We start from the raw sequence: 22,740 nt of genomic DNA on the forward strand, positions 1-22,740 counted from the left end.
ACCGCCATGAGCGAAGATCGATCGAGCAACGGGCAGAAGTCCTGGCTGGGTAAACTGACCCAGGCTTTTGCCCATGAGCCGAAAAACCGCCAGCAACTCCTTGAACTGCTGCGCGAAGCCCATCAGAACAAACTGCTGGACAGCGAAGCGCTGACCATCGTCGAAGGCGCCATCCAGGTGGCCGACCTGCAGGTTCGCGACATCATGGTGCCGCGTTCGCAGATGATCAGCATCAAGGCCAGCCAGTCGCCCCGCGAGTTCCTGCCGGCGGTGATCGACGCCGCGCACTCGCGCTACCCGGTGATCGGCGAAAGCCACGACGATGTGCTCGGGATCCTGCTCGCCAAGGACCTGCTGCCGCTGATCCTCAAGGAGAACGGTGACAGCTTCAACATCAAGGACCTGCTGCGCCCGGCCACTTTCGTGCCCGAGTCCAAGCGCCTGAACGTGCTGCTGCGCGAGTTCCGCGCCAACCATAACCACATGGCCATCGTCATCGACGAGTACGGCGGCGTGGCCGGCCTGGTCACCATCGAGGACGTGCTGGAGCAGATCGTCGGCGACATCGAGGACGAGCACGATGTCGAGGAAGACAGCTACATCAAGCCGCTGCCCAGCGGTGACTTCCTGGTCAAGGCGCTTACCCCGATCGAGAACTTCAACGAGTTCTTCGACAGCGAATTCTCCGATGACGAGTTCGACACGGTCGGCGGCCTGGTGATGAGCGCCTTCGGTCACCTGCCCAAGCGCAACGAAACCACCGAGATCGGCCCTTACAAGTTCCGTATTCTCAATGCCGACAGCCGGCGGATACACTTGCTGCGCCTGACACCGATCACCCGTTAAGGACAAACATGCGTTGGATCACCCGCCCCGGCTGGCCCGGTAACCTGCTGGCCCTGGCGGCCGGTGCCTCCACCCTCCTGGCCCTGGCGCCGTTCGACATCTGGCCCCTGGCCGTGTTGTCCATCGCCCTGCTCTACCTTGGCCTGCGCGAGCTCAGCCCGCGCCAGGCCATGTGGCGTGGCTGGTGGTTCGGCTTCGGCCTGTACGGTGCCGGCACCTGGTGGATCTACGTCAGCATGAACACCTACGGCGGCGCCTCGCCGCTGCTGGCGATCCTGCTGCTGCTGGCGTTCTTCGCCGCCCTGGCCTGGTTCTTCGCCCTGCCCACCTGGCTTTGGGCACGCTGGTTGCGGCGCACCGAGGCGCCACTGGCCGATGCCTTGTGCTTCGCCGCCCTGTGGCTGCTGCAAGAGGCCTTCCGCGGCTGGTTCCTGACCGGTTTCCCCTGGCTCTACGCCGGCTACAGCCAGTTGGACGGCCCGCTGGCCGGCCTGGCACCGCTGGGCGGCGTGTGGCTGATTTCCTTCACCCTGGCCTTGACCGCTGCCCTGCTGTGCAACCTGCACCGCCTGCGCGCCCGCCCCTCGTTCCTGGCGGTGGGTTGCCTGCTGTTGCTGGCCCCGTGGGTGCTGGGCCTGGCGCTCAAGGGCCATGCCTGGACCAAGCCGGCGGGCGACCCGCTGAAAGTGGCGGCCATCCAGGGCAATGTCGAGCAGGACCTGAAATGGGACCCGGCACACATCGACGCGCAACTGGCGCTGTACCGTGACCTGAGTTTCAGCTCCAGGCCGGTGGACCTGCTGGTGTGGCCGGAAACCGCGGTCCCGGTGCTCAAGGACCAGGCCCAGGGCTACATCGACGTGATGGGCCGGTTCGCCGCCGAACGGCATTCGGCGCTGATCACTGGCGTGCCGGTGCGTGAAGTGGTGCACCACCAGCGCCGCTACTACAACGGCATCACCGTCACCGGTGAAGGCGATGGCACCTACCTCAAGCAGAAGCTGGTGCCGTTTGGCGAGTATGTGCCGCTGCAGGACATGCTGCGCGGCCTGATCGAGTTCTTCAACCTGCCCATGTCGGACTTCGCCCGCGGGCCGGAAGACCAGCCGCTGCTGCAGGCCAAGGGCTACCAGATTGCACCGTACATCTGCTACGAAGTGGTCTACCCCGAATTCGCCGCTGGCCTGGCGGCCCGCAGCGACCTGCTGCTGACCATCAGCAACGACACCTGGTTCGGCACCTCGATCGGCCCGTTGCAGCACCTGCAGATGGCGCAGATGCGCGCGCTGGAAGCCGGCCGCTGGATGATCCGCGCCACCAACAACGGCGTGACCGCGCTGATCGACCCGTTTGGCCGCATTACCACGCAGGTACCGCAGTTCCAGCAGGCGGTGCTGTATGGCGAAGTGGTGCCGATGCAGAAACTGACGCCGTACCTGCAATGGCGGTCGTGGCCGCTGGCGATTGTCTGTGCATTGCTGCTGGGTTGGGCGCTGCTGGCTGGGCGCATTGCCAAGACCGTTTGAGTTTTCCTGTACCGGCCTCTTCGCGGGTGAACCCGCTCCCACAGGGACCGCACAAGCCCATGGCCTGCGGTGTACCTGTGGGAGCGGGTTCACCCGCGAAGAGGCCGGCACAGGCAACACAAGGCTCAGTAGAACAGCCGATACCCCACCAGCCCCGCCACTTCATTGAGCAACTGCCCGCTCTGCCACATCGCCCGGCTCTCCGGCAGCAACCCACCGAACGGCCGAGCATGATCGCGCCCGAGGAACCCGACCGGCGCCGGCACCACCTCGAACCCCGCCTGCTCGAAGCTCCAGCGCGAGCGCTGCATGTGCCACGCCTGGGTCACCACGACCACCCGGCGAATCCCCAACGGCTGCAGCACCTTGGCCGTCAGCCGGGCATTCTCCCAGGTCGTGCGGCTGCCCTCCTCCCGCCATTTCACCTCGACACCGAGATCTTCACGCAGGCGATCAGCCATCAACCGCGCCTCGCTCGGCGGCGTGCCATAGTGCAACCCGCCACTGGTCAGCACCGGCAAGCCCGAAGCCTTGGCCAGCCGCGCGGCAAAGCGCATGCGCTCCAGTGCCGTGGCCGTGGGCTGGTCGCTACCACCCCAGGCCGGGTCACCTCGCTCACGCCCCGCGCCCAGCACCACGATGGCATCTGCCCGGCTTGCCAGGCCGGCCCAATCGCTTACCGCCAGCGGCGCTTCCGTCTCCAGCGCACGAGCGGTTTCCTGCACCACCAGCGGCAGGCTCATCAGCCACAGGCCACCAAGGCCCACGGCAAAACACAGCGCTGCCAGCCTGGGCCGGCGGCGACGCAGCCACCACGCCACAAGCAGCAGCAGGAACAGGACGCCTGGCGGCATCAGCCATTGTTTGACGAAGAATCGGATCGGCATTGGCCACACCTCCTTGGCAGGCGTGCAGCCTAGAAGGATCGACGCCGGTCAACAAGGGTGCGGCCGGCGCCGATCGTGAGCTGTGCAAATTTTGAAGAACCGGCGCGCGATAGCCTGCGCCTGGCGTCCTGAACGGCTAGCGATGTGGCAGCGTCCTGGATCTCGCCGTGCTGGCGGGGCGTTTCTTGTCCTTGAGCCAGATGATCTTGGCCGATGTCGGCTCCGCTTGTGGGTAACTGCCGACACAGGCATTGTGGCGCTCCGGGAGGGAATCCAGGTAGGCCTTGATCAGTTCGAACTCTGCGTGGCTCAGGCCACGCAACTCCAGCTCGGCTGGCATTTCGTCGCGCAATCGCACCGAGGTCCTGGCCACTTCCAGCGCCAGGCCAAGCCGGTCGATCAGGCGTTCGTATAGCTCCGGTCTGATTGCGGGTAGCTGCGTCTCTCCCATCCGTTCACCTCATTGAAGATAAGAATATCTCCCCCCACACCTGAGCTTAGCGTCGTTGCAAAAAGCAGCCGTGTGCCGCGACCAGCGGGCATTCGCAACGAAGGTTTCCCACGATGCGCGGCGCTGCTGTATGCTACGGCGTTCACTCTAAACGACACCGGAGTGCCGGACGCAGCGAGGTTCCGCTGCCTGGAACAAGGTCTCTTCTCTCTCAGCAAAAAGTAGCCATGCACGAACAATACACGCCCCGTGATATCGAAGCCGCCGCCCAGAAGTTCTGGGACGAGCAACAATCGTTCGCTGTTACCGAACAGCCAGGCAAGGACACCTACTACTGCCTGTCGATGTTCCCGTACCCGAGCGGCAAGCTACACATGGGCCACGTGCGCAACTACACCATCGGTGACGTGATTGCCCGCTACCAGCGCATGCTAGGCAAGAACGTCCTGCAGCCGATGGGCTGGGACGCTTTCGGCATGCCCGCGGAAAACGCGGCGATGAAGAACAACGTCGCCCCGGCCAAGTGGACGTACGAAAACATCGACTACATGAAGACCCAGCTCAAGAGCCTGGGCCTGGCCATCGACTGGGCACGTGAAGTCACCACCTGCAAGCCCGACTACTACCGTTGGGAGCAGTGGCTGTTCACCCGCCTGTTCGAGAAAGGCATCATCTACCGCAAGAACGGTACCGTGAACTGGGACCCGGCGGACCAGACCGTACTGGCCAACGAGCAGGTCATCGACGGCCGTGGCTGGCGTTCGGGCGCGCTGATCGAGAAGCGCGAAATCCCGATGTACTACTTCCGCATCACCGACTATGCAGACGAGCTGCTGGAAAGCCTCGACGAGCTGCCGGGCTGGCCTGAGCAGGTCAAGACCATGCAGCGCAACTGGATTGGCAAGTCGCGCGGCATGGAAGTGCAGTTCCCGTTCGACCTGGCCAGCATCGGCCACGAAGGCACGCTCAAGGTCTTCACCACCCGTCCCGACACGCTGATGGGCGCCACCTACGTCGCCGTCGCCGCCGAACACCCGCTGGCCACCCAGGCCGCCCAGGGCAACCCGGCGCTGCAGGCGTTCATCGACGAGTGCAAGAGCGGCAGCGTTGCCGAAGCCGACATGGCCACCCAGGAGAAGAAGGGCATGGCCACTTCCCTGCTGGTCGAGCACCCGCTGACCGGCGAGAAGCTGCCGGTATGGGTCGCCAACTACGTGCTGATGCACTACGGCGATGGCGCCGTCATGGCCGTGCCGGCCCACGATGAGCGCGACTTCGAGTTCGCCCACAAGTACAACCTGCCGGTCAAGGCCGTGGTGCGCACCAGCGCTGGCGACGAAGTCGGCAACGAGTGGCTGGCCGCCTATGGCGAGCACGGCCAGCTGATCAACTCCGGCGAGTTCGACGGCCTGGACTTCGCCGGTGCCTTCGACGCCATCGAAGCCGCCCTGATCCGCAAGGAGCTGGGCAAATCGCGTACCCAGTTCCGCCTGCGCGACTGGGGTATCAGCCGCCAGCGCTACTGGGGCTGCCCGATCCCGATCATCCACTGCCCGTCCTGCGGCGACGTACCGGTGCCGGAAGACCAGCTGCCGGTCACCCTGCCAGAGAACGTGGTGCCGGACGGTGCCGGTTCGCCGCTGGCGCGCATGCCTGAATTCTACGAGTGCAGCTGCCCGAAATGCGGCACCGCGGCCAAGCGCGAAACCGACACCATGGACACCTTCGTCGAGTCGTCCTGGTACTTCGCCCGCTACGCCTCGCCGAACTACGAAGGTGGCATGGTCGACCCGAAAGCGGCCAACCACTGGCTGCCGGTCGACCAGTACATCGGCGGTATCGAGCACGCCATCCTGCACCTGCTGTACGCGCGCTTCTTCCACAAGCTGATGCGTGACGAAGGCCTGGTCACCTCGAACGAGCCGTTCAAGAACCTGCTGACCCAGGGCATGGTGGTCGCCGAAACCTACTACCGTGTGGCCAGCAACGGCGGCAAGGACTGGTTCAACCCGGCCGATGTCGAGGTCGAGCGCGATGCCAAGGCCAAGATCATTGGCGCCCGCCTGAAGACCGACGGCCTGCCGGTGGAAATCGGTGGCACCGAGAAGATGTCGAAGTCGAAGAACAACGGCGTCGACCCGCAATCGATGATCGACCAGTACGGCGCCGACACCTGCCGCCTGTTCATGATGTTCGCCTCGCCGCCCGACATGAGCCTGGAATGGTCCGACTCCGGCGTCGAAGGCGCCAGCCGCTTCCTGCGCCGCGTCTGGCGCCTGGCCCAGGCCCACGTGGCCCAAGGCCTGCCGGGCAAGCTGGATGTCGCCGCCCTGGACGACGCGCAGAAGGTCATCCGCCGCGCCATCCACGCCGCCATCAAGCAGGCCAGTACCGACGTAGGCCAGTTCCACAAGTTCAACACCGCCATCGCCCAGGTGATGACCGTGATGAACGTGCTGGAAAAGGCCCCGCAGGCCACTGAACAGGACCGTGCCCTGCTGCAGGAAGGCCTGGAGGCCGTCACCCTGCTGCTGGCACCAATCACCCCGCACATCTCCCACGAGCTGTGGCAACAGCTGGGCCACCAGCAGGCCGTCATCGACGCCAGCTGGCCAGCCGTCGACGAGGCAGCCCTGGTACAGGACACCGTCACCCTGGTAGTGCAGGTCAACGGCAAGCTGCGTGGCCAGGTCGAAATGCCGGCCGCCGCCAGCCGCGAAGAAATCGAAGCCGCCGCGCGCAGCAACGAGAACGTCCTGCGCTTCATCGATGGCCTGACCATCCGCAAGGTCATCGTGGTACCCGGCAAGCTGGTCAACATCGTCGCCAACTGATGGCAACGCCCGCCCGCAGCCACTGCGGGCGGGCGAACAGGCCCACAAGGGAGCAACAACATGATCAAACGCAATTTGCTGGTAATTGGCCTGGCGGTCATGCTCAGCGCCTGCGGTTTCCAGCTGCGCGGCACCGGCTCTACCGAACTGAGCGTGAAGGAAATGGACGTCAGTGCGCGCAACGCCTACGGCCCGACCGTGCTCCAGCTGCGTGAAGTACTGCAGCGTAGCGGTGTCAACGTGCACGCTGGCGCACCGTACCGTCTGGTGCTGACCAACGAGCAGGAGCGCGAGCGCTCGGCGACCTACAACAGTGGCAACCGTACCGCCGAGTACGAGCTGACCACCGTGCTGAACTACAGCATCCAGGGCCTGAACAACCTGGAGCTGATGAGCGACAAGCTGGAAGTACGCAAGATCTACTTGCGTGACGGCTCGAACATCACCGGTTCCGAACAGGAAGCCGACCGCGCCCGCGAAGAAATGCGTCGCGACCTGGTCAACGCCATGGTCGTTCGCCTGCAGATGCTGACCCCGTCCCAGCTGGACGAGCTGCAGCGCCAAGCCGACGAACGTGCCAAGGCCGAAGCCGCTGCGCTGGAGGCCGCTCGCCGCCAGCAGGCCGAAACGCCTCAGCAGTCGCCACTGGAAGTACCGGGCAACTAAGCCCGAGCGGGGTACCTTCGGGTGCCCCGCCTGTTTCCCATGAAGCTCGCTCCCGCCCAACTCAACAAGCACCTGCAAGGCGCCCTGGCACCAGTCTACGTGGTCAGCGGCGACGACCCGCTGCTGTGCCAGGAAGCCGCCGACGCCATCCGCAACGCCGCGCGCCAGCAGGGCTTCGACGAACGCCAGGTATTCAGTGCCGACGCCAACTTCGACTGGGGCACCCTGCTCCAGGCTGGCGCCAGCCTGTCCCTGTTCGCCCAGCGCCGCCTGCTGGAATTGCGCCTGCCCTCGGGCAAGCCCGGTGACAAGGGCGCTGCTGCGCTGATGGAATACTGCGCCAACCCCGCCGAAGACACCCTGCTACTGGTCAGCCTGCCCAAGCTCGACGGTAGTGCGCAGAAGACCAAGTGGGGCAAGGCGCTGATCGAAGGCGCCCACTGCCAGTTCATCCAGATCTGGCCGGTGGATGTGCACCAGCTGCCGCAGTGGATCAACCAGCGCCTGCAGCAGGCCGGCCTGTCGGCACAGCGTGACGCCGTCGACCTGATTGCCGCACGCGTGGAAGGCAACCTGCTGGCTGCAGCGCAGGAAATCGAAAAGCTCAAGCTGCTTGCCGAAGGTAACCAGATCACCGTGGAGACCGTGCAGGCCGCCGTCGCCGACAGCGCCCGCTTCGATGTCTTCGGCCTGGTCGATGCCATTCTCAACGGCGAAGCCGCGCATGCCTTGCGCATGCTCGAAGGCTTGCGCGGTGAAGGCGTTGAGCCACCAGTGATTCTCTGGGCCCTGGCCCGTGAGCTGCGCCAGCTGGCCGGGCTGGCCCAGCAGTTCAGCCAGGGTGTACCGCTGGACAAGGCCTTCAGCCAGGCCCGCCCGCCGATCTGGGACAAACGCCGGCCACTGGTCAGCAAGGCCCTGCAGCGCCTGTCGGCGCAGCGCTGGGCGCAGTTGCTGCAAGATGCCCAGCGTATCGATGCACAGATCAAGGGCCAGGCCGAGGGCTCGCCGTGGACCGGCCTGGCGCGCTTGTCGCTGCTGATGGCCGGCCAGCGCCTGGCACTGCCTCCCGAGTAACATTCAAAGGCCCAATCGCCGGCAAGCCAGCTCCCACAGGGATATAACAGGCCTTGGAGGCTGTGCTGTACCTGTGGGAGCTGGCTTGCCGGCGATCGGGCCCTCGAACCATATACACAATCAATTGGCCCCACCCTGCCCCAAGCCCTACAGTGCGCCGCGAAACCCACCCAACCCGGGAATCCCGCCATGAGCAAAAAGCCGAAAAAGCACGGCCCCAACAAGGCCAAGTCGATCATCGCCCAACCGCTGTTCCGCTGCCGCCAGGAACAGCCGAACAAGGGCAAAGGCAGCTACCGCCGCGAAGCCTTCCAATCGAGAGATTGGGAGGCTTCCTACTTTTTGGCTGCATGAAAGCATCGAAAGCGCAGGCATGGTATGGTCATCACCTGACCTGCAATTCTGGATCTGTGAATGCTCCTCAGTCTTCTCCCCCGCTGGAAAACCCGTCAGCTGATCGCGGCCTCCAGTTTCATCCTGCTCGTGGCCTGCGCAGAAAAGCCCACCGCCGCCGATGCCCTGCCGCTGGCCCCCGCCCAGCCCGCCCCGGTGGTGACCCTGCCCGGCACGACGCCCGACGCCAGCACTGAAATCCAGCCTCTGCAAACCTTCGCACAATGGCAAGCAGGCTTTCGCCAGCAAGCCCTGCAAGCCGGCATTTCGCAGGACACCTTCGACCGCGCCTTCCTCGGCGTCACCCCCGACATGGACGTGATCAAGGCCGATCGCAGCCAGCCGGAATTCACCCGCCCGGTATGGGAATACCTCGAAGGCGCCCTGTCGCCCCTGCGTGTACGCAACGGCAAGAAGCTGCTGGAGCAGAACGCCGAACTGCTGACCCGCATCGAGCAACGCTATGGCGTCGATCGCCAGGTGCTGGTCGCGGTATGGGGCATGGAGAGCAACTTCGGCCAGTTCCAGGGCAGCAAATCGGTGATCCGCTCGCTGGCTACCCTGGCCTATGAGGGCCGCCGCCCGCAGTTCGCCCAGGACCAGCTGATCGCTGCGCTGCAGATCATCCAGCATGGCGACATCCAGCCTGAGGCCATGCGTGGCTCGTGGGCCGGCGCCATGGGCCAGACCCAGTTCATCCCGACCACCTACAACACCCACGCCGTGGACTTCGACGGCGATGGCCGCCGTGACATCTGGAACAGCACGCCAGACGCCCTGGCATCGACCGCGCACTACCTGCAGAGCTCGGGCTGGAAACGTGGCCAGCCGTGGGGCTTCGAGGTCCAGGTGCCGCCTGGCTTCGATTACTGGCAGGCCGATGGCGCCCTGCGCAAGCCGGTGAGCGAGTGGCTGTCGATGGGCGTGAAACTGCCTGCCGGAACCCAGTTGCCAGTGGGCAGCAACCAGCTGTCTGCCGCCCTGCTGCTGCCAGCGGGCGCGCGTGGCCCGGCGTTCCTGGTGCTGGACAACTTCCGCGCCATCCTCAAGTACAACAACTCGTCATCCTACGCGCTGGCGGTAAGCCTGCTGGGTGATCGCTTCACGGGCTGGGGCTTCATTGCCGGCAGCTGGCCGAAAGAAGACCTGCCGCTCAGCCGCAGCGAGCGCATGGAGCTGCAGAACCTGCTGAACAGCAATGGGCACGAAGCCGGCAATGCCGATGGCATCATTGGCGCCAATACCCGCAAGGCGATCCGCAATGCCCAGCAGGGGTTGGGGTGGCCGGCGGATGGGTATCCGACCCACAAGCTGCTCGAGAGCCTGCGCAAATAGTGAGATTGCTGGGGGCGCGTTGCGCCCCTTTCGCGACACAAGGCCGCTCCCACAAGCGATAGCACTTCTCCTGTGGGAGCGGCCTTGTGTCGCGATGGGCTGCAAAGCAGCCCCGGCAATCTCAAGCCTTGAACAAATCCTGCTCCAACACCAATGTCTGCCTCCCGCTATCCAGCATTACCTGAGCCCCCAACGGCAAGCACACATTCGGGTCACAATGCCCACTGCGCCATCCGGCCAGCACCGGCACACCCAGCGGCGCGAAGATGTCCTCCAGCACGGGCATCAACGCCGCAGTGGTAATCCCGGCAAAGTCCCCCACCAGCACACCCTTCACCCCCTCCAGCTTGCCCGCCAGGCGCAGTTGGGTCAGCAAGCGATCCACCCGGTACAGCGGCTCGTTGACGTCCTCGATGAACAGGATGCAGCCCTGCGTATCCAGCTCGGCAATCGTCCCCAGGGTCGCGCCCAGCATCGACAGGTTGCCGCCCAGCAGCGGCCCGCTGGCCACCCCATGCAGCACGCTGCTCAAAGAGAAGTCAGCAGGGTGCACGATCTGCTCCCCTGCCCGCACATGCCCACCCAGCTGCGCCAGCAACGAAGTCTCGGTTGGCGGCAACTTGGCCCCCAGCAGGTCGGCATTGAGCATCCCGCCATGGAAGGTGAGCAGCCCGGTATGCCGGTAGATCGCCGTGTGCAGCGCGGTGATGTCGCTGTAGCCGATCAGCGGCTTGGGGTTGCGCCGGATCAGTTCGAAATCGAGCTGGTCGAGCAGACGCATGCTGCCGTACCCCCCACGCATGCACAGAATGGCGTCGATGCCCGGGTCGGCAAAGGCATCATGCAGGTCCTGCAACCGCTGCCGGTCCGGCCCCGCCAGATAGCCCTGGGCCTGAAGGGCTCCCGGATAGATGCGGCAGCTGTAGCCTCTATCAACGAACCACTGGTTGACCTTGTGCGTATCCAGCCGCGCCGCGCCCGCCGGGGCGACAATGGCAAAACAGGCATCACGCGGCAGCGCGGCGGGCAGGCTGGGTTGGAAGGTTTCGGCGCAATTCATCGCGGCTCCTTGCAGCGCGTGTGGCACAAACAAAAATGCCGATGCCGCCCTTCGGCGCGCATCGGCATGCGTGGCTCTGTGCTTGGCTCAGAGCTTGATCTTGGCTTCGTGAGCCTGCTGGTCAGCGTGGTACGAAGAGCGCACCAGCGGTCCGGAAGCGACGTTCTTGAAGCCCATCTTGTAACCTTCCTCGGCGAACCAGGCGAAGGTGTCCGGGTGGACGAAACGCTGCACCGGCAGGTGGCTGCGCGACGGCTGAAGGTACTGGCCGAGGGTGAGCATGTCGATGTCATGCTCGCGCATGCGGTGCATCACTTCGATCACTTCCTCGTCGGTCTCGCCCAGGCCGAGCATCAGGCCCGACTTGGTCGGTACGTGCGGCACCAGCTGCTTGAACTTCTGCAGCAGGTCCAGTGACCAGTCGTAGTCCGAACCCGGGCGCGCGGCCTTGTACAGGCGCGGTACGGTCTCGAGGTTGTGGTTGAACACATCCGGCGGCTCTTGCGCGGTGATTTCCAGGGCAATATCCATGCGCCCACGGTAGTCCGGCACCAGGGTTTCCAGCTGTACGCCCGGCGACAGCGCACGGATTTCGCGGATGCAGTCGGCAAAGTGCTGGGCACCACCGTCACGCAGGTCGTCGCGGTCCACCGAGGTGATCACCACGTACTTCAGGCGCAGGTCGGCGATGGCGATGGCCAGGTTCTTCGGCTCGTCCAGGTCCAGCGGTTTCGGCCGGCCGTGGCCAACGTCGCAGAACGGGCAACGACGGGTGCAGATGTCACCCATGATCATGAAGGTGGCGGTACCACCGGAGAAGCACTCGCCCAGGTTCGGGCAGGATGCCTCTTCGCATACGCTGTGCAGCTTGTGCTTGCGCAGCAGCTGCTTGATGCGGTCTACCTCGGGCGACACCGGGATACGCACGCGGATCCAGTCGGGCTTCTTCGGCAGCTCTTCGGTGGGAATGATCTTCACCGGAATGCGCGCCACCTTTTCGGCACCACGCAGCTTGACCCCGGCTTCCACCTTCTTCGGCGCTGGGCGCGGGGTGGCATCCTGGGTAGATATCAGGTTCGGCACGGCTTCTTGCACAGTTGTCATATTCAGTCGATTCCGCCCGTGAGGGTCGTCTGCTCAGCGTAGTCGAGGTGCTTGACCAGCTGTCCGCGCAGCCTTGTCCTGACCTCGTCGAGTTCGATCGGACCTGCCAGGTCGCGCAGCTGGGTCATCGCCAGCCCCGCATAGCCGCAGGGGTTGATTCGGCGGAATGGCGCGAGGTCCATGTCCACGTTCAAGGCAAGGCCGTGGAACGAACGGCCGTTGCGGATTCGCAGGCCGAGGGAGGCGATTTTCGCTCCGTCGACATAGACGCCCGGGGCATCGGGCTTGGCCGCGGCCTGGACATCGTAACTGGCGAGCAGGTCGATGAGGGTCTGCTCGATACGGCTGACCAGCTCACGCACGCCAAAGCCCAGCCGGCGCACATCCAGCAGCAGGTAGGCCACCAGCTGCCCGGGGCCATGGTAGGTCACCTGGCCACCGCGATCGGTCTGCACCACCGGGATGTCGCCCGGCACCAGCAGGTGCTCGGCCTTGCCGGCCTGGCCCTGGGTGAAGACCGCGGGGTGCTCGACCAGCCAGACTTCATCCTGGCTGTCCGGGCTGCGCTGCTCGGTGAAGCGACGCATGGCCTCCAGCACCGGTTCGTAGGGCTGCAGGCCAAGCTCGCGAAAACCGAGGCAGGCGGACATCAGAGCACCATTTTCACGATGCCGGTCGCGCGCAGGGCGCTGTTGATATCGTGCAGCTGGTTCTCGCTTTCGGCAACGATGTGCAATTGCACGGTGGTGTACTTGCCTTCCTTGCTCTGGCGCTCGGCCAGGGTGGAAAGGTCGACCTTGGCGTGCTTGCTCAGGATCTCGATCACCGTGTCCTTGAAGCCGACAACGGTATCACCGATGACCTTGATCGGGTAATCGTCGCAGGGGAATTCGATCTTGTGCGACTTGACGTCTGGTTCGCTCATGGCGGAAACGGCCTCGTAAGCCGTGGCAACAACAACGCCCCCGCTGGATACGCGGGGGCATGCAGGTCACGTATCAGTTGAACAACCCGTAGAAGAATAGACGGATGCTATCCCACATACGGCGGAAGAAACCACCTTCCTCGACGCCATCGAGGGCGATCAGGTCGGCGCTGTGAACCACTTTCTCGTCCAGTTTGACTTCCACTTTGCCGATCACGTCACCTTTGGCGATTGGCGCGGTGAGCTGCGGGTTCATGGTCATCGAAGCCTGAAGGCGCTTCAATTGGCCTTTAGGCATAGTCAGGGTCAGGTCGTTGGCCAGGCCCGCTTTCACTTCGCCAGTCGCGCCCTTCCAGACCGGCGACTTGGTCAGCTCGGTACCCTTCTGGTAGAAGGTCTGGGTTTCGAAGAAGCGGAAACCGTAGGTCAGCAGCTTCTGGGTCTCGGCAGCACGCGATTGCTCGCTGTTGGTGCCGAATACCACGGCGATCAGGCGCTGGCCATCGCGAACGGCCGAAGCCACCATGCAGTAGCCGGCTTCGTCGGTGTGGCCGGTCTTCAGGCCGTCGACGGTCTTGTCACGCCACAGCAGCAGGTTGCGGTTTGGCTGCTTGATATTGTTCCAGAAGAACTCTTTCTGCGAGTAGATGGCGTAGTGGGCCGGGTCGACGTTGATGATCGCACGGGCCAGGGTCGCCATGTCGTGGGCCGACGAGTAGTGCTCCGGGTGCGGCAGGCCGGTCGGGTTCATGAAGTGGCTGTTGCCCATGCCCAGGTCGGCAGCGGTCTTGTTCATCATGTCGGCGAAGGCGTCTTCGCTGCCGGCGATGTGCTCGGCCAGGGCGACCGAGGCGTCGTTGCCGGACTGGATGATGATGCCGTGCAGCAGGTCGCTGACGGTCACCTGGCTGCCCACCTTGATGAACATGCGCGAACCGCCGGTACGCCAGGCGTTTTCGCTGACGGTAACCGGGTCGTTTTCACCGATCTGGCCGCGACGGATGTCCAGGGTGGCGATGTAGGCCGTCATCAGCTTGGTCAGGCTGGCTGGCGGCAGGCGCTCGTCACCGTTGTTCTCGACCAGCACGTTGCCGCTGGACGCATCCATGAGTACGTAGGACTTGGCTGCCAGTTGCGGTGGCGCCGGCGTCATCTGCTCAGCCGCGAAGGCGGCAGGCGTGATCATCAGCAGTACGGGCAGGCAAAGTCGTTTGGCAAGGTTGGTGATGTTCATCCGTCTCTCGAAAATCGCTAATGGTCTGATGTTCCCTGGGCAAGATCATGTGCCCAGCGCCAGTCAGTCTAGTTTTTGTGGCCGTAGGCCAGGCTCGCAAAGTGCGGCTTTATGTCGCTGCGGGCAAAAGCCGACATTGTACATGCCCGCGCCCGGCAATTCATGACAAAACCGACAGTTTGGTGTTGCCTTCTTCGCGGGCGCGCCCGCTCCCACAGGGTTTCGCATGCCCCTGTGGGAGCGGGCGTGCCCGCGAAGAAGGCAACGCGGTCAGTCAGCTGTGACCAGCTTGGCCTGCCCAAGGTTCGCCAGGCGGATGCTGTCCTGCGCTTGCTGGATCTCGCCCTGGCTGTTGATCGGCCCCAGGCGCACGCGGTGCAGGGTCTGCTGGTTGCGCACGATCGAGCTGATGAACACGGGCGCGCTGACCATGCTGCTGAGCTTGGAGCGCAGCAGTTCGGCGGCGTCCGGGTTGGCGAAGGCACCCACCTGCAGGAAGCTGCCGCCACTGCCGGCCGGCACGTTGTTGCCAGCCACCTGCACCGGCACCACCGGCGCCGCATGCTGCTGGGGCGGCGGAGTCCATTGCTCGACGCGCCCGGTACTGGCCGGGATTGCCTGGGTCTGGGCCACCTGCGGCTCTTTCAGCACCATCGGCGGCGTCTGGCCACGCTGGGCCCACCATTGCTGCGGGTCGATGCCTTCGACGCGCACGTGCGCGGTACCAATCTCGGCATAACCGAGCTTTTTCGCCGCGGCATAGGACAGGTCGATGATGCGGTCCGAATAGAACGGCCCACGGTCGTTCACCCGCAGGATCACGCTGCGGCCGTTGGCCAGGTTGGTCACCCGCACGTAGGCCGGCAGCGGCAGGGTCTTGTGCGCCGCGCTCATGCCGTACAGGTCGTACAGCTCGCCGTTGGCGGTGTTCTGACCGTGGAACTTGGTGCCGTACCACGACGCGGTGCCCTCAGCGCGATAGTTGCGCGAGTCCTGCATCGGGTAGTAGGTCTTGCCCAGCACCGTGTACGGGTTGGCCTTGTAGTTGCCGGTATGCACGGTTGGCGTGGCGTCGGGGATCTTGTTCACATCCACGTCCCACCACGGCGCGCCGTCCTTGTGCGCCCGGTTGATGTCCAGGCCCGGCTGGGTGCGCACCACGTTGCCACTGCTTTGCTGGGACGGGCGGTTGGACGAACAGCTGGCCAGCACCACGCCGACGGCGAGGCAGGTGAGCAGCTTGAAAGAGTTGCCAGAGAAGATTGCGCGCATTACTTGACGCCCCGTGCTTGAACCAGCTGTTCCGATAGCTGATGCACCGCCATGGCATACATCACGCTGCGGTTGTAGCGAGTGATCGCGTAGAAGTTCTTCAGGCCCATCCAGTACTCGGGGCCATTGTCACCCTCGAGACGGAAGGCGGTAACCGGCAGATCATCGCGCAGCGAATCATGGACCGACCAGCCAAGCGTGCGCAACTCCCCAACGGTTTTTACCGGCTCGATGCCGGTAGTCAGGCCTTCGTCGGCGCGCCCACCGTCCACCCAGGCGCGGCTGACCACACCTTCGCCGGCCACCCAGCCGTGGCGCTTGAAGTAGCTGGCCACGCTGCCGATGGCATCGTCCGGGTTGTTCCAGATATTGATGTGGCCGTCGCCGTCGAAGTCCACCGCGAAGTTGCGGAAGCTGCTCGGCATGAACTGCGGCAGGCCCATGGCGCCGGCGTAGGAGCCCTTGAGCGTCAGCGGGTCGAGCTGCTCCTCACGGGCCAGCAGCAGGAACTCGCGCAGCTCCTTGCGGAAGAATTCGGCCCGTGGCGGGTAGTCGAAGCCCAGGGTCGACAAGGCATCGATCACCCGGTAGTTGCCGGTGTTGCGGCCAAAGAAGGTTTCCACGCCGATGATGGCGACGATGTACTGCGCCGGCACGCCGTATTCCTGCTCGGCACGGGCCAGCACCGCTTCGTGCTGGCGCCAGAAGTCCACACCGCGGGCGATGCGCGCGTCGGTGATGAACATCGGCCGGTAGTCCTTCCACGGCTTTACCCGTTCGGCCGGGCGCGAAATGGCGTCGAGGATCGACTGTTTGCGCTGCACCTCACTGAACACACCCATCAGCTGCTCAGGGGCAAAGCCATGGTCGCGGCTCATTTCGCCAACGAACTGGGCCACCTGGGGCGAGCCTTGGTAATCGCCGGCATGGGCCAGCTGTACAGCGCCGAACAGGCCCACCGCGCCGATCCACGGCGCACAACGGGCAGCCCAGTTACGCACTGCTTGCATGAAATTCTTCACCTTATTCAAACCTGAGCGATCCATTTGCGGTGCGTGTGGATCGACATCAGAACGCCAAACGCTGACAGCAGCGTCACCAACGAAGTTCCGCCATAGCTGATGAAGGGCAGCGGCACGCCCACCACGGGCAGAAGGCCGCTGACCATACCAATATTGACGAACACGTATACAAAGAAGGTCATGGTCAGGCTGCCCGCCAGCAGCTTGCCGAACAGGGTCTGCGCCTGGGCGGTGATCATCAGGCCACGGCCGATCAGCAGCAGGTAGACGATCAGCAGCAGGCAGATGCCGACCAGGCCGAATTCCTCGCCGAGCACGGCGATGATGAAGTCGGTATGGCTTTCCGGCAGGAAGTCCAGGTGCGACTGGGTGCCGAGCAGCCAGCCCTTGCCGAACACACCGCCCGAGCCGATCGCCGCCTTCGACTGGATGATGTTCCAGCCAGTGCCCAACGGGTCGCTTTCCGGGTCGAGGAAGGTCAGTACCCGCTGCTTCTGGTAGTCGTGCATGACGAAGAACCACATCGCCACCGCCACTGGCACCGCAGCCGCCAGCACGCTGAGGATCCAGCGCCAGCGCAGGCCGCCCATGAACAGCACGAAAGCCCCGGAGGCGAGGATCAGCAGCGCCGTGCCCAGGTCGGGCTGGCGCACGATCAGGATGAACGGCACGCCGATCAGCACCAGGCTGATCGCCACATGCTTCAGATGCGGCGGCAACGTGCGCTTGGACAGGTACCAGGCGATGGTCGCCGGCATGATGATCTTCATGAACTCCGAGGGCTGGAAGCGGATCACCCCGGGGATGTTGATCCAGCGCGTGGCGCCCATGGCGTTGTGGCCCATCACGTCCACCACCACCAGCAACAGCACCCCGGCCAGGTAGGCCAGCGGCACCCAACGGGCCATGAAGCGCGGCTCCAGCTGGGCGATGATGAACATCGACACCAGGCCGATGCCGAACGAGGTGGCCTGCTTGAGCAGCAGGTCCCAGTTCTTGCCACTGGCCGAGTACAGGACAAACAGGCTGCCGGCCGCGAGGGTCAGCAGAATGATCAGCAAAGGGCCGTCGACGTGGATGCGCTGCAGAAAGCTGGCGCGCCGACGCATCACATCCTCGCTGGAGAGCATGCGATCGAAATTGTTCATCACAGGGCTGATTCCTGGGTAACGGTGGCAGGCGCGAACTCGGGCTTGAGCCGGCCGTTTTCGTCAAGCAGCCAGGCGTCCATCACCTGGCGCACCACCGGGGCGGCGACGCCCGAGCCGGACTCACCGTTCTCGACCATCACCGAAACCACGATCTTCGGGTCCTCGGCCGGGGCGAAGGCGACGAACAGGGCGTGGTCGCGGTGGCGCTCCTGGAGCTTGTTGCGGTCGTACTTCTCGCCCTGCTTGATCGCCACCACCTGGGCGGTACCGCTCTTGCCGGCAATGCGGTACTGCGAGCCGATGGCCGCCTTGCGTGCGGTACCGCGGGCGTTGTGCATCACCTGCTCCATGCCATGGGTGACCTTGGCCCAGTCGGATTTGTCACGCAGCACGATGTTTTCCATGGGGTTGTCGTCCACCGGCGGCTGGCCTTCGATGGTCTTGGCCAGGTGCGGGCGGTTCCACACGCCCTTGTTGGCAATCAGCGCAGTGGCCTGGGCCAGTTGCAGCGGCGTGGTCTGCATGTAGCCCTGGCCGATGCCGAGGATCAGGGTTTCGCCTGGGAACCAGGCCTGACGGCGAGTGGCGCGCTTCCATTCGCGCGACGGCATCAGCCCGGCGGATTCCTCGAACATGTCGAGGGAAACCCGCTGGCCGATGCCGAACTTGTTCATGTAGCTGGACAGCCGATCGATGCCCATCTTGTGGGCAAGGTCGTAGAAGTAGGTGTCGTTGGAGCGCATGATCGCGGTGTCCAGGTCGACCCAGCCATCGCCCGAGCGGTTCCAGTTACGGTATTTGTGGTCGTAGTTGGGCAGCTGGTAGTAGCCCGGGTCGAACACCCGGCTGCCGGCATTGACCACGCCGCTGTCCAGGCCGGCGATGGCCACCGCCGGCTTGATGGTCGAACCTGGCGGGTACAGGCCGCGCAGCACGCGGTTGAACAGCGGTCGGTCGATCGAGTCACGCAGTTCGGCATAGGCCTTGAAGCCGATGCCGGTGACGAACAGGTTGGGGTCGAAGCTGGGCTGGCTGACCATCGCCAGCACCTCGCCGGTACGCGGGTCGAGCGCCACCACCGCACCACGCCGGCCACCCAGGGCGGCCTCGGCGGCCTCCTGCAGCTTGATGTCCAGGCTCAGCACGATGTCCTTGCCCGGTTTCGGGTCGGTACGCTTGAGCACCCGCAGCACACGGCCACGGGCGTTGGTCTCGACTTCCTCGTAGCCCACCTGGCCATGCAGGTCGGCTTCGTAGAAGCGTTCGATGCCGGTCTTGCCGATGTGGTGGGTGCCGCTGTAGTTCACCGGGTCGAGGGTTTTCAGCTCTTTCTCGTTGATCCGCCCCACATACCCCACCGAATGGGCGAAGTGCGCGCCCTGCGGGTAATGGCGCACCAATTGGGCCACCACTTCCACGCCCGGCAGGCGGAACTGGTTCACCGCCACGCGGGCGATCTGCTCTTCGTTGAGTTCGAACAGGATCGGCACCGGCTCGAATGGCCGGCGGCCCTGGCGCATGCGCTTCTCGAACAGGGCGCGGTCGTCGGGCGTCAGTTCCAGCACTTCGACGATGGTATCCAGCACTTCCTGCCAGTTACCCGCACGTTCGCGGGTCATCGACAGGCTGAAGCTGGGCCGGTTGTCGGCGACGATCACCCCGTTGCGGTCGAAGATCAGCCCGCGGGTCGGCGGGATCGGCTGCACATGCACCCGGTTGTTCTCCGACAGCGTCGAGTGATAGTCGTGCTGGATGACCTGCAGGTAGTACAGCCGCGCGATCAGCACGCAAATGAGCAGCATGATCGCCACTGCGCCAACCACGACGCGGTTGCGCACCAGGCGGGCGTCTTTCTCGTGGTCCTTGAGACGGATCGGCTGCGACATCGGACTGCTTACAGGCTCATTTATGGTAAGGATGCCCGGACAACACGGTCCAGGCGCGGTAGATCTGCTCGCCGATGAGTATCCTTACCAATGGGTGCGGCAAGGTCAGCGGCGACAGCGACCAGCGTTGCTCGGCGCGCGCACAGACCTCGGGCGCCAGGCCTTCCGGGCCGCCCACCATCAAATTCACCGTGCGCGCATCCAGGCGCCAGCGGTCCAGCTCGGTCGCCAGTTGCTCGGTACTCCAGGGCTTGCCATGGACCTCGAGGGTGACGATGCGTTCCCCTGGCTGAACCTTGCTCAGCATGGCCTCGCCCTCCTGACGGATCAGGCGGGCGACGTCGGCATTCTTGCCACGGGTGTTCAGCGGGATTTCCACCAGCTCCAGCGACAGCTCGGCAGGCAGGCGCTTGGCATATTCATGCCAGCCTTCCTCGACCCACTTCGGCATGCGCGAGCCGACCGCGATCAGGCGCAGACGCACAGCGCTTTCCTTATTCCCGGTCCTTGAGCTTGTCGGAGTACTCGTGGGCATGGTCCGGGCTGTGGTGCTTGCCATCGGCGGCACGGCTTTGCTCGGCACCCTGCCACAGGCGCTCCAGGTCGTAGAACTGGCGGGCAGCGGCGGTCATCATGTGCACGATGACGTCGTTCAGGTCCAGCAGCACCCAGTCGCTGTCGCCCTTGCCTTCTTCACCCAGTGGCTGGGCACCCTTGGCCTTGACCGCTTCGCGGACCTTCTCCAGCATCGCGTTGATCTGGCGGTTGGAGGTACCGGTGGCAATGATCATGTAGTCGGTCAGGCTGTGCTTTTCGCGCACGTCGATGACCTGGATGTCCTGGGCCTTGACGTCTTCCAGCGCTGCCTTGGTCAGGGCGACCAGTTCTTCGCCGTGGATTTTCTGCTTGGTCATATAAAACTCGTTCAACTCGTTGGATGAGGCGCCAGAGGCACCGTCAGTTAGGTGCACGATACAGTTCGTGCGCCTCGATGTAGGCCAGTACGGCGTCCGGCACCAGGAACCTCACCGATTTGCCGCTGGCCAGCAGCTGTCGGATCTGTGTAGCCGACACCGCAAGCGGCGTCTGCCAGACGAACGAAATGTTTCCCGCCGGGCCGGACATGGCGGTGGGATCGCTCTCCGAGCGCGCAGCCAGCAGGTTGCGCAGCTCGTCAGGGGGTTCTACGTCGGCATCCGGGCGTTGCAGCACCAGGATGTGACAGTGTTGCAGCAATTCTTCCCAGCGGTGCCAGCCGGGCAAGCCACAGAAGGCATCCCAGCCCAGCACCAGGAACAGCTGATCGTTGGCGCCTAGTTCGGCGCGGATCGATTCCAGCGTGTCGATGGTGTACGACGGTTTGTCGCGCGCCAGTTCGCGGGCATCCACGCTCAGGCAGGGCACGCCCTGCACGGCGCCTTGCACCATGGCCAAGCGGTCCTGCGCGGCCACCTGCGGGGTGTCGCGGTGCGGCGGCCGGGCGTTGGGCAGCAGGCGCAGCTCGTCCAGCCCCATGAACTCAGCCACTTCCAGCGCGCTGCGCAGGTGGCCGATGTGCACGGGGTCGAAGGTGCCGCCAAGAATGCCGATGCGCCGGACTGCCTGGGCCTTGCTCAACTCAGCAGGACTCCTGGCCGCGCAGCTGGCCGTCGCCGATCACTACGTACTTCTCGCAGGTCAGGCCTTCCAGGCCGACCGGGCCACGGGCATGCAGCTTGTCGGTGGAAATGCCGATTTCCGCACCCAGGCCGTACTCGAAGCCGTCGGCGAAGCAGGTCGGGGTATTGAGCATGACCGACGCCGAGTCGACCTCGGCCATGAACTGGCGGGCTTCACCCTGGTGTTCGCTGATGATCGAATCGGTGTGGTGCGAGCCATAGTGGTTGATGTGCTCGATGGCCTGGTCCAGGCCGTCGACCACTCGGATCGACAGGATCGCGTCCAGGTACTCGGTGTGCCAGTCGGCCTCGGTGGCCGGTTTGGCCTCGATGATCGCCTGGGTGCGCTCGCAACCACGCAGTTCGACGCCCTTCTCCTGGAAGCGGCGAGCCATTTCCGGCAGGAAGCGCTCGGCCACCTGCTGGTCGACCAGCAGCGTTTCCATGGCGCCACAGATGCCGTAGCGGTAGGTCTTGGCGTTGAACGCCACGCGCCAGGCCTTGTCCAGGTCGGCGTGCTGGCTGACGTAGACGTGGCAGATACCGTCCAGGTGCTTGATCACCGGCACGCGAGCATCGCGGCTGATGCGTTCGATCAGGCCACGGCCACCGCGCGGCACGATGACGTCGACGAATTCCGGCATGCTGATCAGCGCGCCCACGGCTTCGCGGTCGGTAGTCTCGACCACCTGCACCACGGCTGCCGGCAGGCCGGCGGCGGCCAGGCCACGCTGGATGCAGGTGGCGATGGCGCGGTTGGAGTGGATGGCTTCGGAGCCGCCACGCAGGATAGTCGCGTTACCCGACTTCAGGCACAGGCTGGCGGCATCGATGGTCACGTTCGGGCGCGACTCGTAGATGATCCCGATCACCCCCAGCGGCGTGCGCATCTTGCCAACCTGGATACCGGATGGGCGGTAGCTCATGTCGCGGATGGCACCGACCGGGTCCGGCAGGCTGGCCACCTGGCGCAGGCCGGTGATCATGCCGTCGATACGCGCCGGGGTCAGCGCCAGGCGGTCGAGCAGCGCCGGCTCCAGGCCGTTGGCACGGCCGGCGGCCAGGTCCTGCTCGTTGGCAGCGGTCAGCTCGGCACGAGCGGCGTCCAGTGCATCGGCGGCAGCTTGCAGGGCGCGGTTCTTCTGCGCGGTGCTGGCACGGCCGATCACCCGGGAAGCCTCACGGGCAGCGCGACCCAGGCGGGTCATATAGTCAAGAACGGACTCAGTCATGGGTTCGGTGTCTTGGCGAAGGGGAAATCGGCTGATTATAACTGCCGCGCAGGTGTACGCCCAGCGGCGGGTGGCGGATGGTAGAAAATGGCTGGGGCATTGTGTAGGAAAGATGTAACCGGGGTTATCGAAATTTCTATCTCCTGTCAGGGCCCTTTCGCGGGTAAACCCGCTCCCACAG

General features: G+C 64.6%; 22 protein-coding genes. 7 read left to right on the top strand and 15 right to left on the bottom strand.

The window, feature by feature from the left end; genetic code table 11:
* Positions 1-6 precede the first annotated feature (6 nt).
* Positions 7-846: an HlyC/CorC family transporter gene (locus ABX298_RS07370; protein ID WP_003257584.1), complete on the top strand. Its 840-nt coding sequence runs from the start codon at positions 7-9 to the stop codon at positions 844-846.
* Positions 847-854: 8 nt separating this feature from the next.
* Positions 855-2,372, top strand: a complete 1,518-nt coding sequence (gene lnt, locus ABX298_RS07375) for an apolipoprotein N-acyltransferase (RefSeq protein ID WP_025340757.1) — start codon at positions 855-857, stop codon at positions 2,370-2,372.
* A gap of 125 nt (positions 2,373-2,497) precedes the next feature.
* On the opposite strand, the gene ABX298_RS07380 is transcribed toward lnt, so the two are convergent.
* Both ABX298_RS07380 and ABX298_RS07385 read right to left on the bottom strand, forming a co-directional pair.
* The gene (locus ABX298_RS07380) at positions 2,498-3,259 is read right to left on the bottom strand and encodes a YdcF family protein (protein WP_367394251.1); all 762 of its coding nucleotides are present in this window, start codon (positions 3,257-3,259) and stop codon (positions 2,498-2,500) included.
* 136 nt (positions 3,260-3,395) lie between these two features.
* On the bottom strand, positions 3,396-3,710 hold the full coding sequence (locus ABX298_RS07385; RefSeq protein ID WP_003257582.1) for a hypothetical protein: 315 nt from the start codon (positions 3,708-3,710) through the stop codon (positions 3,396-3,398).
* A 227-nt stretch (positions 3,711-3,937) separates the two neighbouring features.
* Here ABX298_RS07385 and leuS point away from each other — a divergent pair, with 227 nt between their 5' ends.
* The 5 genes from leuS to ABX298_RS07410 all read left to right on the top strand — a co-directional run bounded on the left by leuS (position 3,938) and on the right by ABX298_RS07410 (position 10,015).
* On the top strand, positions 3,938-6,544 hold the full coding sequence (leuS, locus tag ABX298_RS07390) for a leucine--tRNA ligase (protein WP_274078601.1): 2,607 nt from the start codon (positions 3,938-3,940) through the stop codon (positions 6,542-6,544).
* Positions 6,545-6,604: 60 nt separating this feature from the next.
* Positions 6,605-7,210, top strand: coding sequence for an LPS assembly lipoprotein LptE (lptE, locus tag ABX298_RS07395; RefSeq protein WP_286100622.1), 606 nt, complete (start codon positions 6,605-6,607; stop codon positions 7,208-7,210).
* 39 nt (positions 7,211-7,249) lie between these two features.
* The gene (gene holA, locus ABX298_RS07400) at positions 7,250-8,287 is read left to right on the top strand and encodes a DNA polymerase III subunit delta (RefSeq protein ID WP_085663576.1); all 1,038 of its coding nucleotides are present in this window, start codon (positions 7,250-7,252) and stop codon (positions 8,285-8,287) included.
* A 189-nt stretch (positions 8,288-8,476) separates the two neighbouring features.
* The gene (gene arfA / locus ABX298_RS07405) at positions 8,477-8,641 is read left to right on the top strand and encodes an alternative ribosome rescue factor ArfA (RefSeq protein ID WP_003257578.1); all 165 of its coding nucleotides are present in this window, start codon (positions 8,477-8,479) and stop codon (positions 8,639-8,641) included.
* Positions 8,642-8,701: 60 nt separating this feature from the next.
* Entirely contained in the window at positions 8,702-10,015 is a 1,314-nt protein-coding gene (locus tag ABX298_RS07410; RefSeq protein WP_367394252.1) for a lytic murein transglycosylase, read from the top strand.
* A gap of 121 nt (positions 10,016-10,136) precedes the next feature.
* Here ABX298_RS07410 and ABX298_RS07415 read toward each other — a convergent pair whose 3' ends face one another.
* From ABX298_RS07415 to ABX298_RS07475, 13 genes are all read right to left on the bottom strand, one after another.
* Positions 10,137-11,075: an LD-carboxypeptidase gene (locus tag ABX298_RS07415; RefSeq protein ID WP_367394253.1), complete on the bottom strand. Its 939-nt coding sequence runs from the start codon at positions 11,073-11,075 to the stop codon at positions 10,137-10,139.
* 87 nt (positions 11,076-11,162) lie between these two features.
* The gene (gene lipA, locus ABX298_RS07420; protein ID WP_367394254.1) at positions 11,163-12,179 is read right to left on the bottom strand and encodes a lipoyl synthase; all 1,017 of its coding nucleotides are present in this window, start codon (positions 12,177-12,179) and stop codon (positions 11,163-11,165) included.
* A gap of 2 nt (positions 12,180-12,181) precedes the next feature.
* Positions 12,182-12,829 carry a lipoyl(octanoyl) transferase LipB gene (lipB, locus tag ABX298_RS07425; protein ID WP_013974352.1) on the bottom strand — a complete coding sequence of 216 codons (648 nt, stop codon included), beginning with the start codon at positions 12,827-12,829 and terminating at the stop codon, positions 12,182-12,184.
* Positions 12,829-13,104, bottom strand: coding sequence for a DUF493 domain-containing protein (locus ABX298_RS07430; protein ID WP_003249736.1), 276 nt, complete (start codon positions 13,102-13,104; stop codon positions 12,829-12,831). Before ABX298_RS07430 ends, lipB begins: the two co-directional genes overlap by 1 nt.
* Positions 13,105-13,177: 73 nt before the next feature.
* Positions 13,178-14,338: a D-alanyl-D-alanine carboxypeptidase family protein gene (locus ABX298_RS07435; RefSeq protein WP_025340765.1), complete on the bottom strand. Its 1,161-nt coding sequence runs from the start codon at positions 14,336-14,338 to the stop codon at positions 13,178-13,180.
* Positions 14,339-14,608: 270 nt separating this feature from the next.
* The gene (locus tag ABX298_RS07440; RefSeq protein ID WP_046613225.1) at positions 14,609-15,610 is read right to left on the bottom strand and encodes a septal ring lytic transglycosylase RlpA family protein; all 1,002 of its coding nucleotides are present in this window, start codon (positions 15,608-15,610) and stop codon (positions 14,609-14,611) included.
* A complete protein-coding gene (mltB, locus tag ABX298_RS07445) occupies positions 15,610-16,620 on the bottom strand; it encodes a lytic murein transglycosylase B (RefSeq protein ID WP_025340767.1) in 1,011 nt (336 codons plus the stop codon). Before mltB ends, ABX298_RS07440 begins: the two co-directional genes overlap by 1 nt.
* A 17-nt stretch (positions 16,621-16,637) precedes the next feature.
* On the bottom strand, positions 16,638-17,741 hold the full coding sequence (gene rodA / locus ABX298_RS07450; RefSeq protein ID WP_015271941.1) for a rod shape-determining protein RodA: 1,104 nt from the start codon (positions 17,739-17,741) through the stop codon (positions 16,638-16,640).
* A gap of 38 nt (positions 17,742-17,779) precedes the next feature.
* Positions 17,780-19,669: a penicillin-binding protein 2 gene (gene mrdA, locus ABX298_RS07455; RefSeq protein WP_025340768.1), complete on the bottom strand. Its 1,890-nt coding sequence runs from the start codon at positions 19,667-19,669 to the stop codon at positions 17,780-17,782.
* Between the two features lie 16 nt (positions 19,670-19,685).
* Positions 19,686-20,153: a 23S rRNA (pseudouridine(1915)-N(3))-methyltransferase RlmH gene (gene rlmH, locus ABX298_RS07460; protein ID WP_003249722.1), complete on the bottom strand. Its 468-nt coding sequence runs from the start codon at positions 20,151-20,153 to the stop codon at positions 19,686-19,688.
* 10 nt (positions 20,154-20,163) lie between these two features.
* On the bottom strand, positions 20,164-20,583 hold the full coding sequence (rsfS, locus tag ABX298_RS07465; protein ID WP_013974359.1) for a ribosome silencing factor: 420 nt from the start codon (positions 20,581-20,583) through the stop codon (positions 20,164-20,166).
* A gap of 43 nt (positions 20,584-20,626) precedes the next feature.
* The gene (gene nadD / locus ABX298_RS07470) at positions 20,627-21,286 is read right to left on the bottom strand and encodes a nicotinate-nucleotide adenylyltransferase (RefSeq protein WP_075046481.1); all 660 of its coding nucleotides are present in this window, start codon (positions 21,284-21,286) and stop codon (positions 20,627-20,629) included.
* A 1-nt stretch (position 21,287) separates the two neighbouring features.
* Positions 21,288-22,559 carry a glutamate-5-semialdehyde dehydrogenase gene (locus ABX298_RS07475; RefSeq protein ID WP_367394255.1) on the bottom strand — a complete coding sequence of 424 codons (1,272 nt, stop codon included), beginning with the start codon at positions 22,557-22,559 and terminating at the stop codon, positions 21,288-21,290.
* Between the last annotated feature and the right edge of the window lie 181 nt (positions 22,560-22,740).

The organism is Pseudomonas sp. X4 (assembly GCF_040784925.1).
In the GTDB taxonomy this organism is placed as follows: Bacteria; Pseudomonadota; Gammaproteobacteria; order Pseudomonadales; family Pseudomonadaceae; genus Aquipseudomonas; species Aquipseudomonas putida_Z.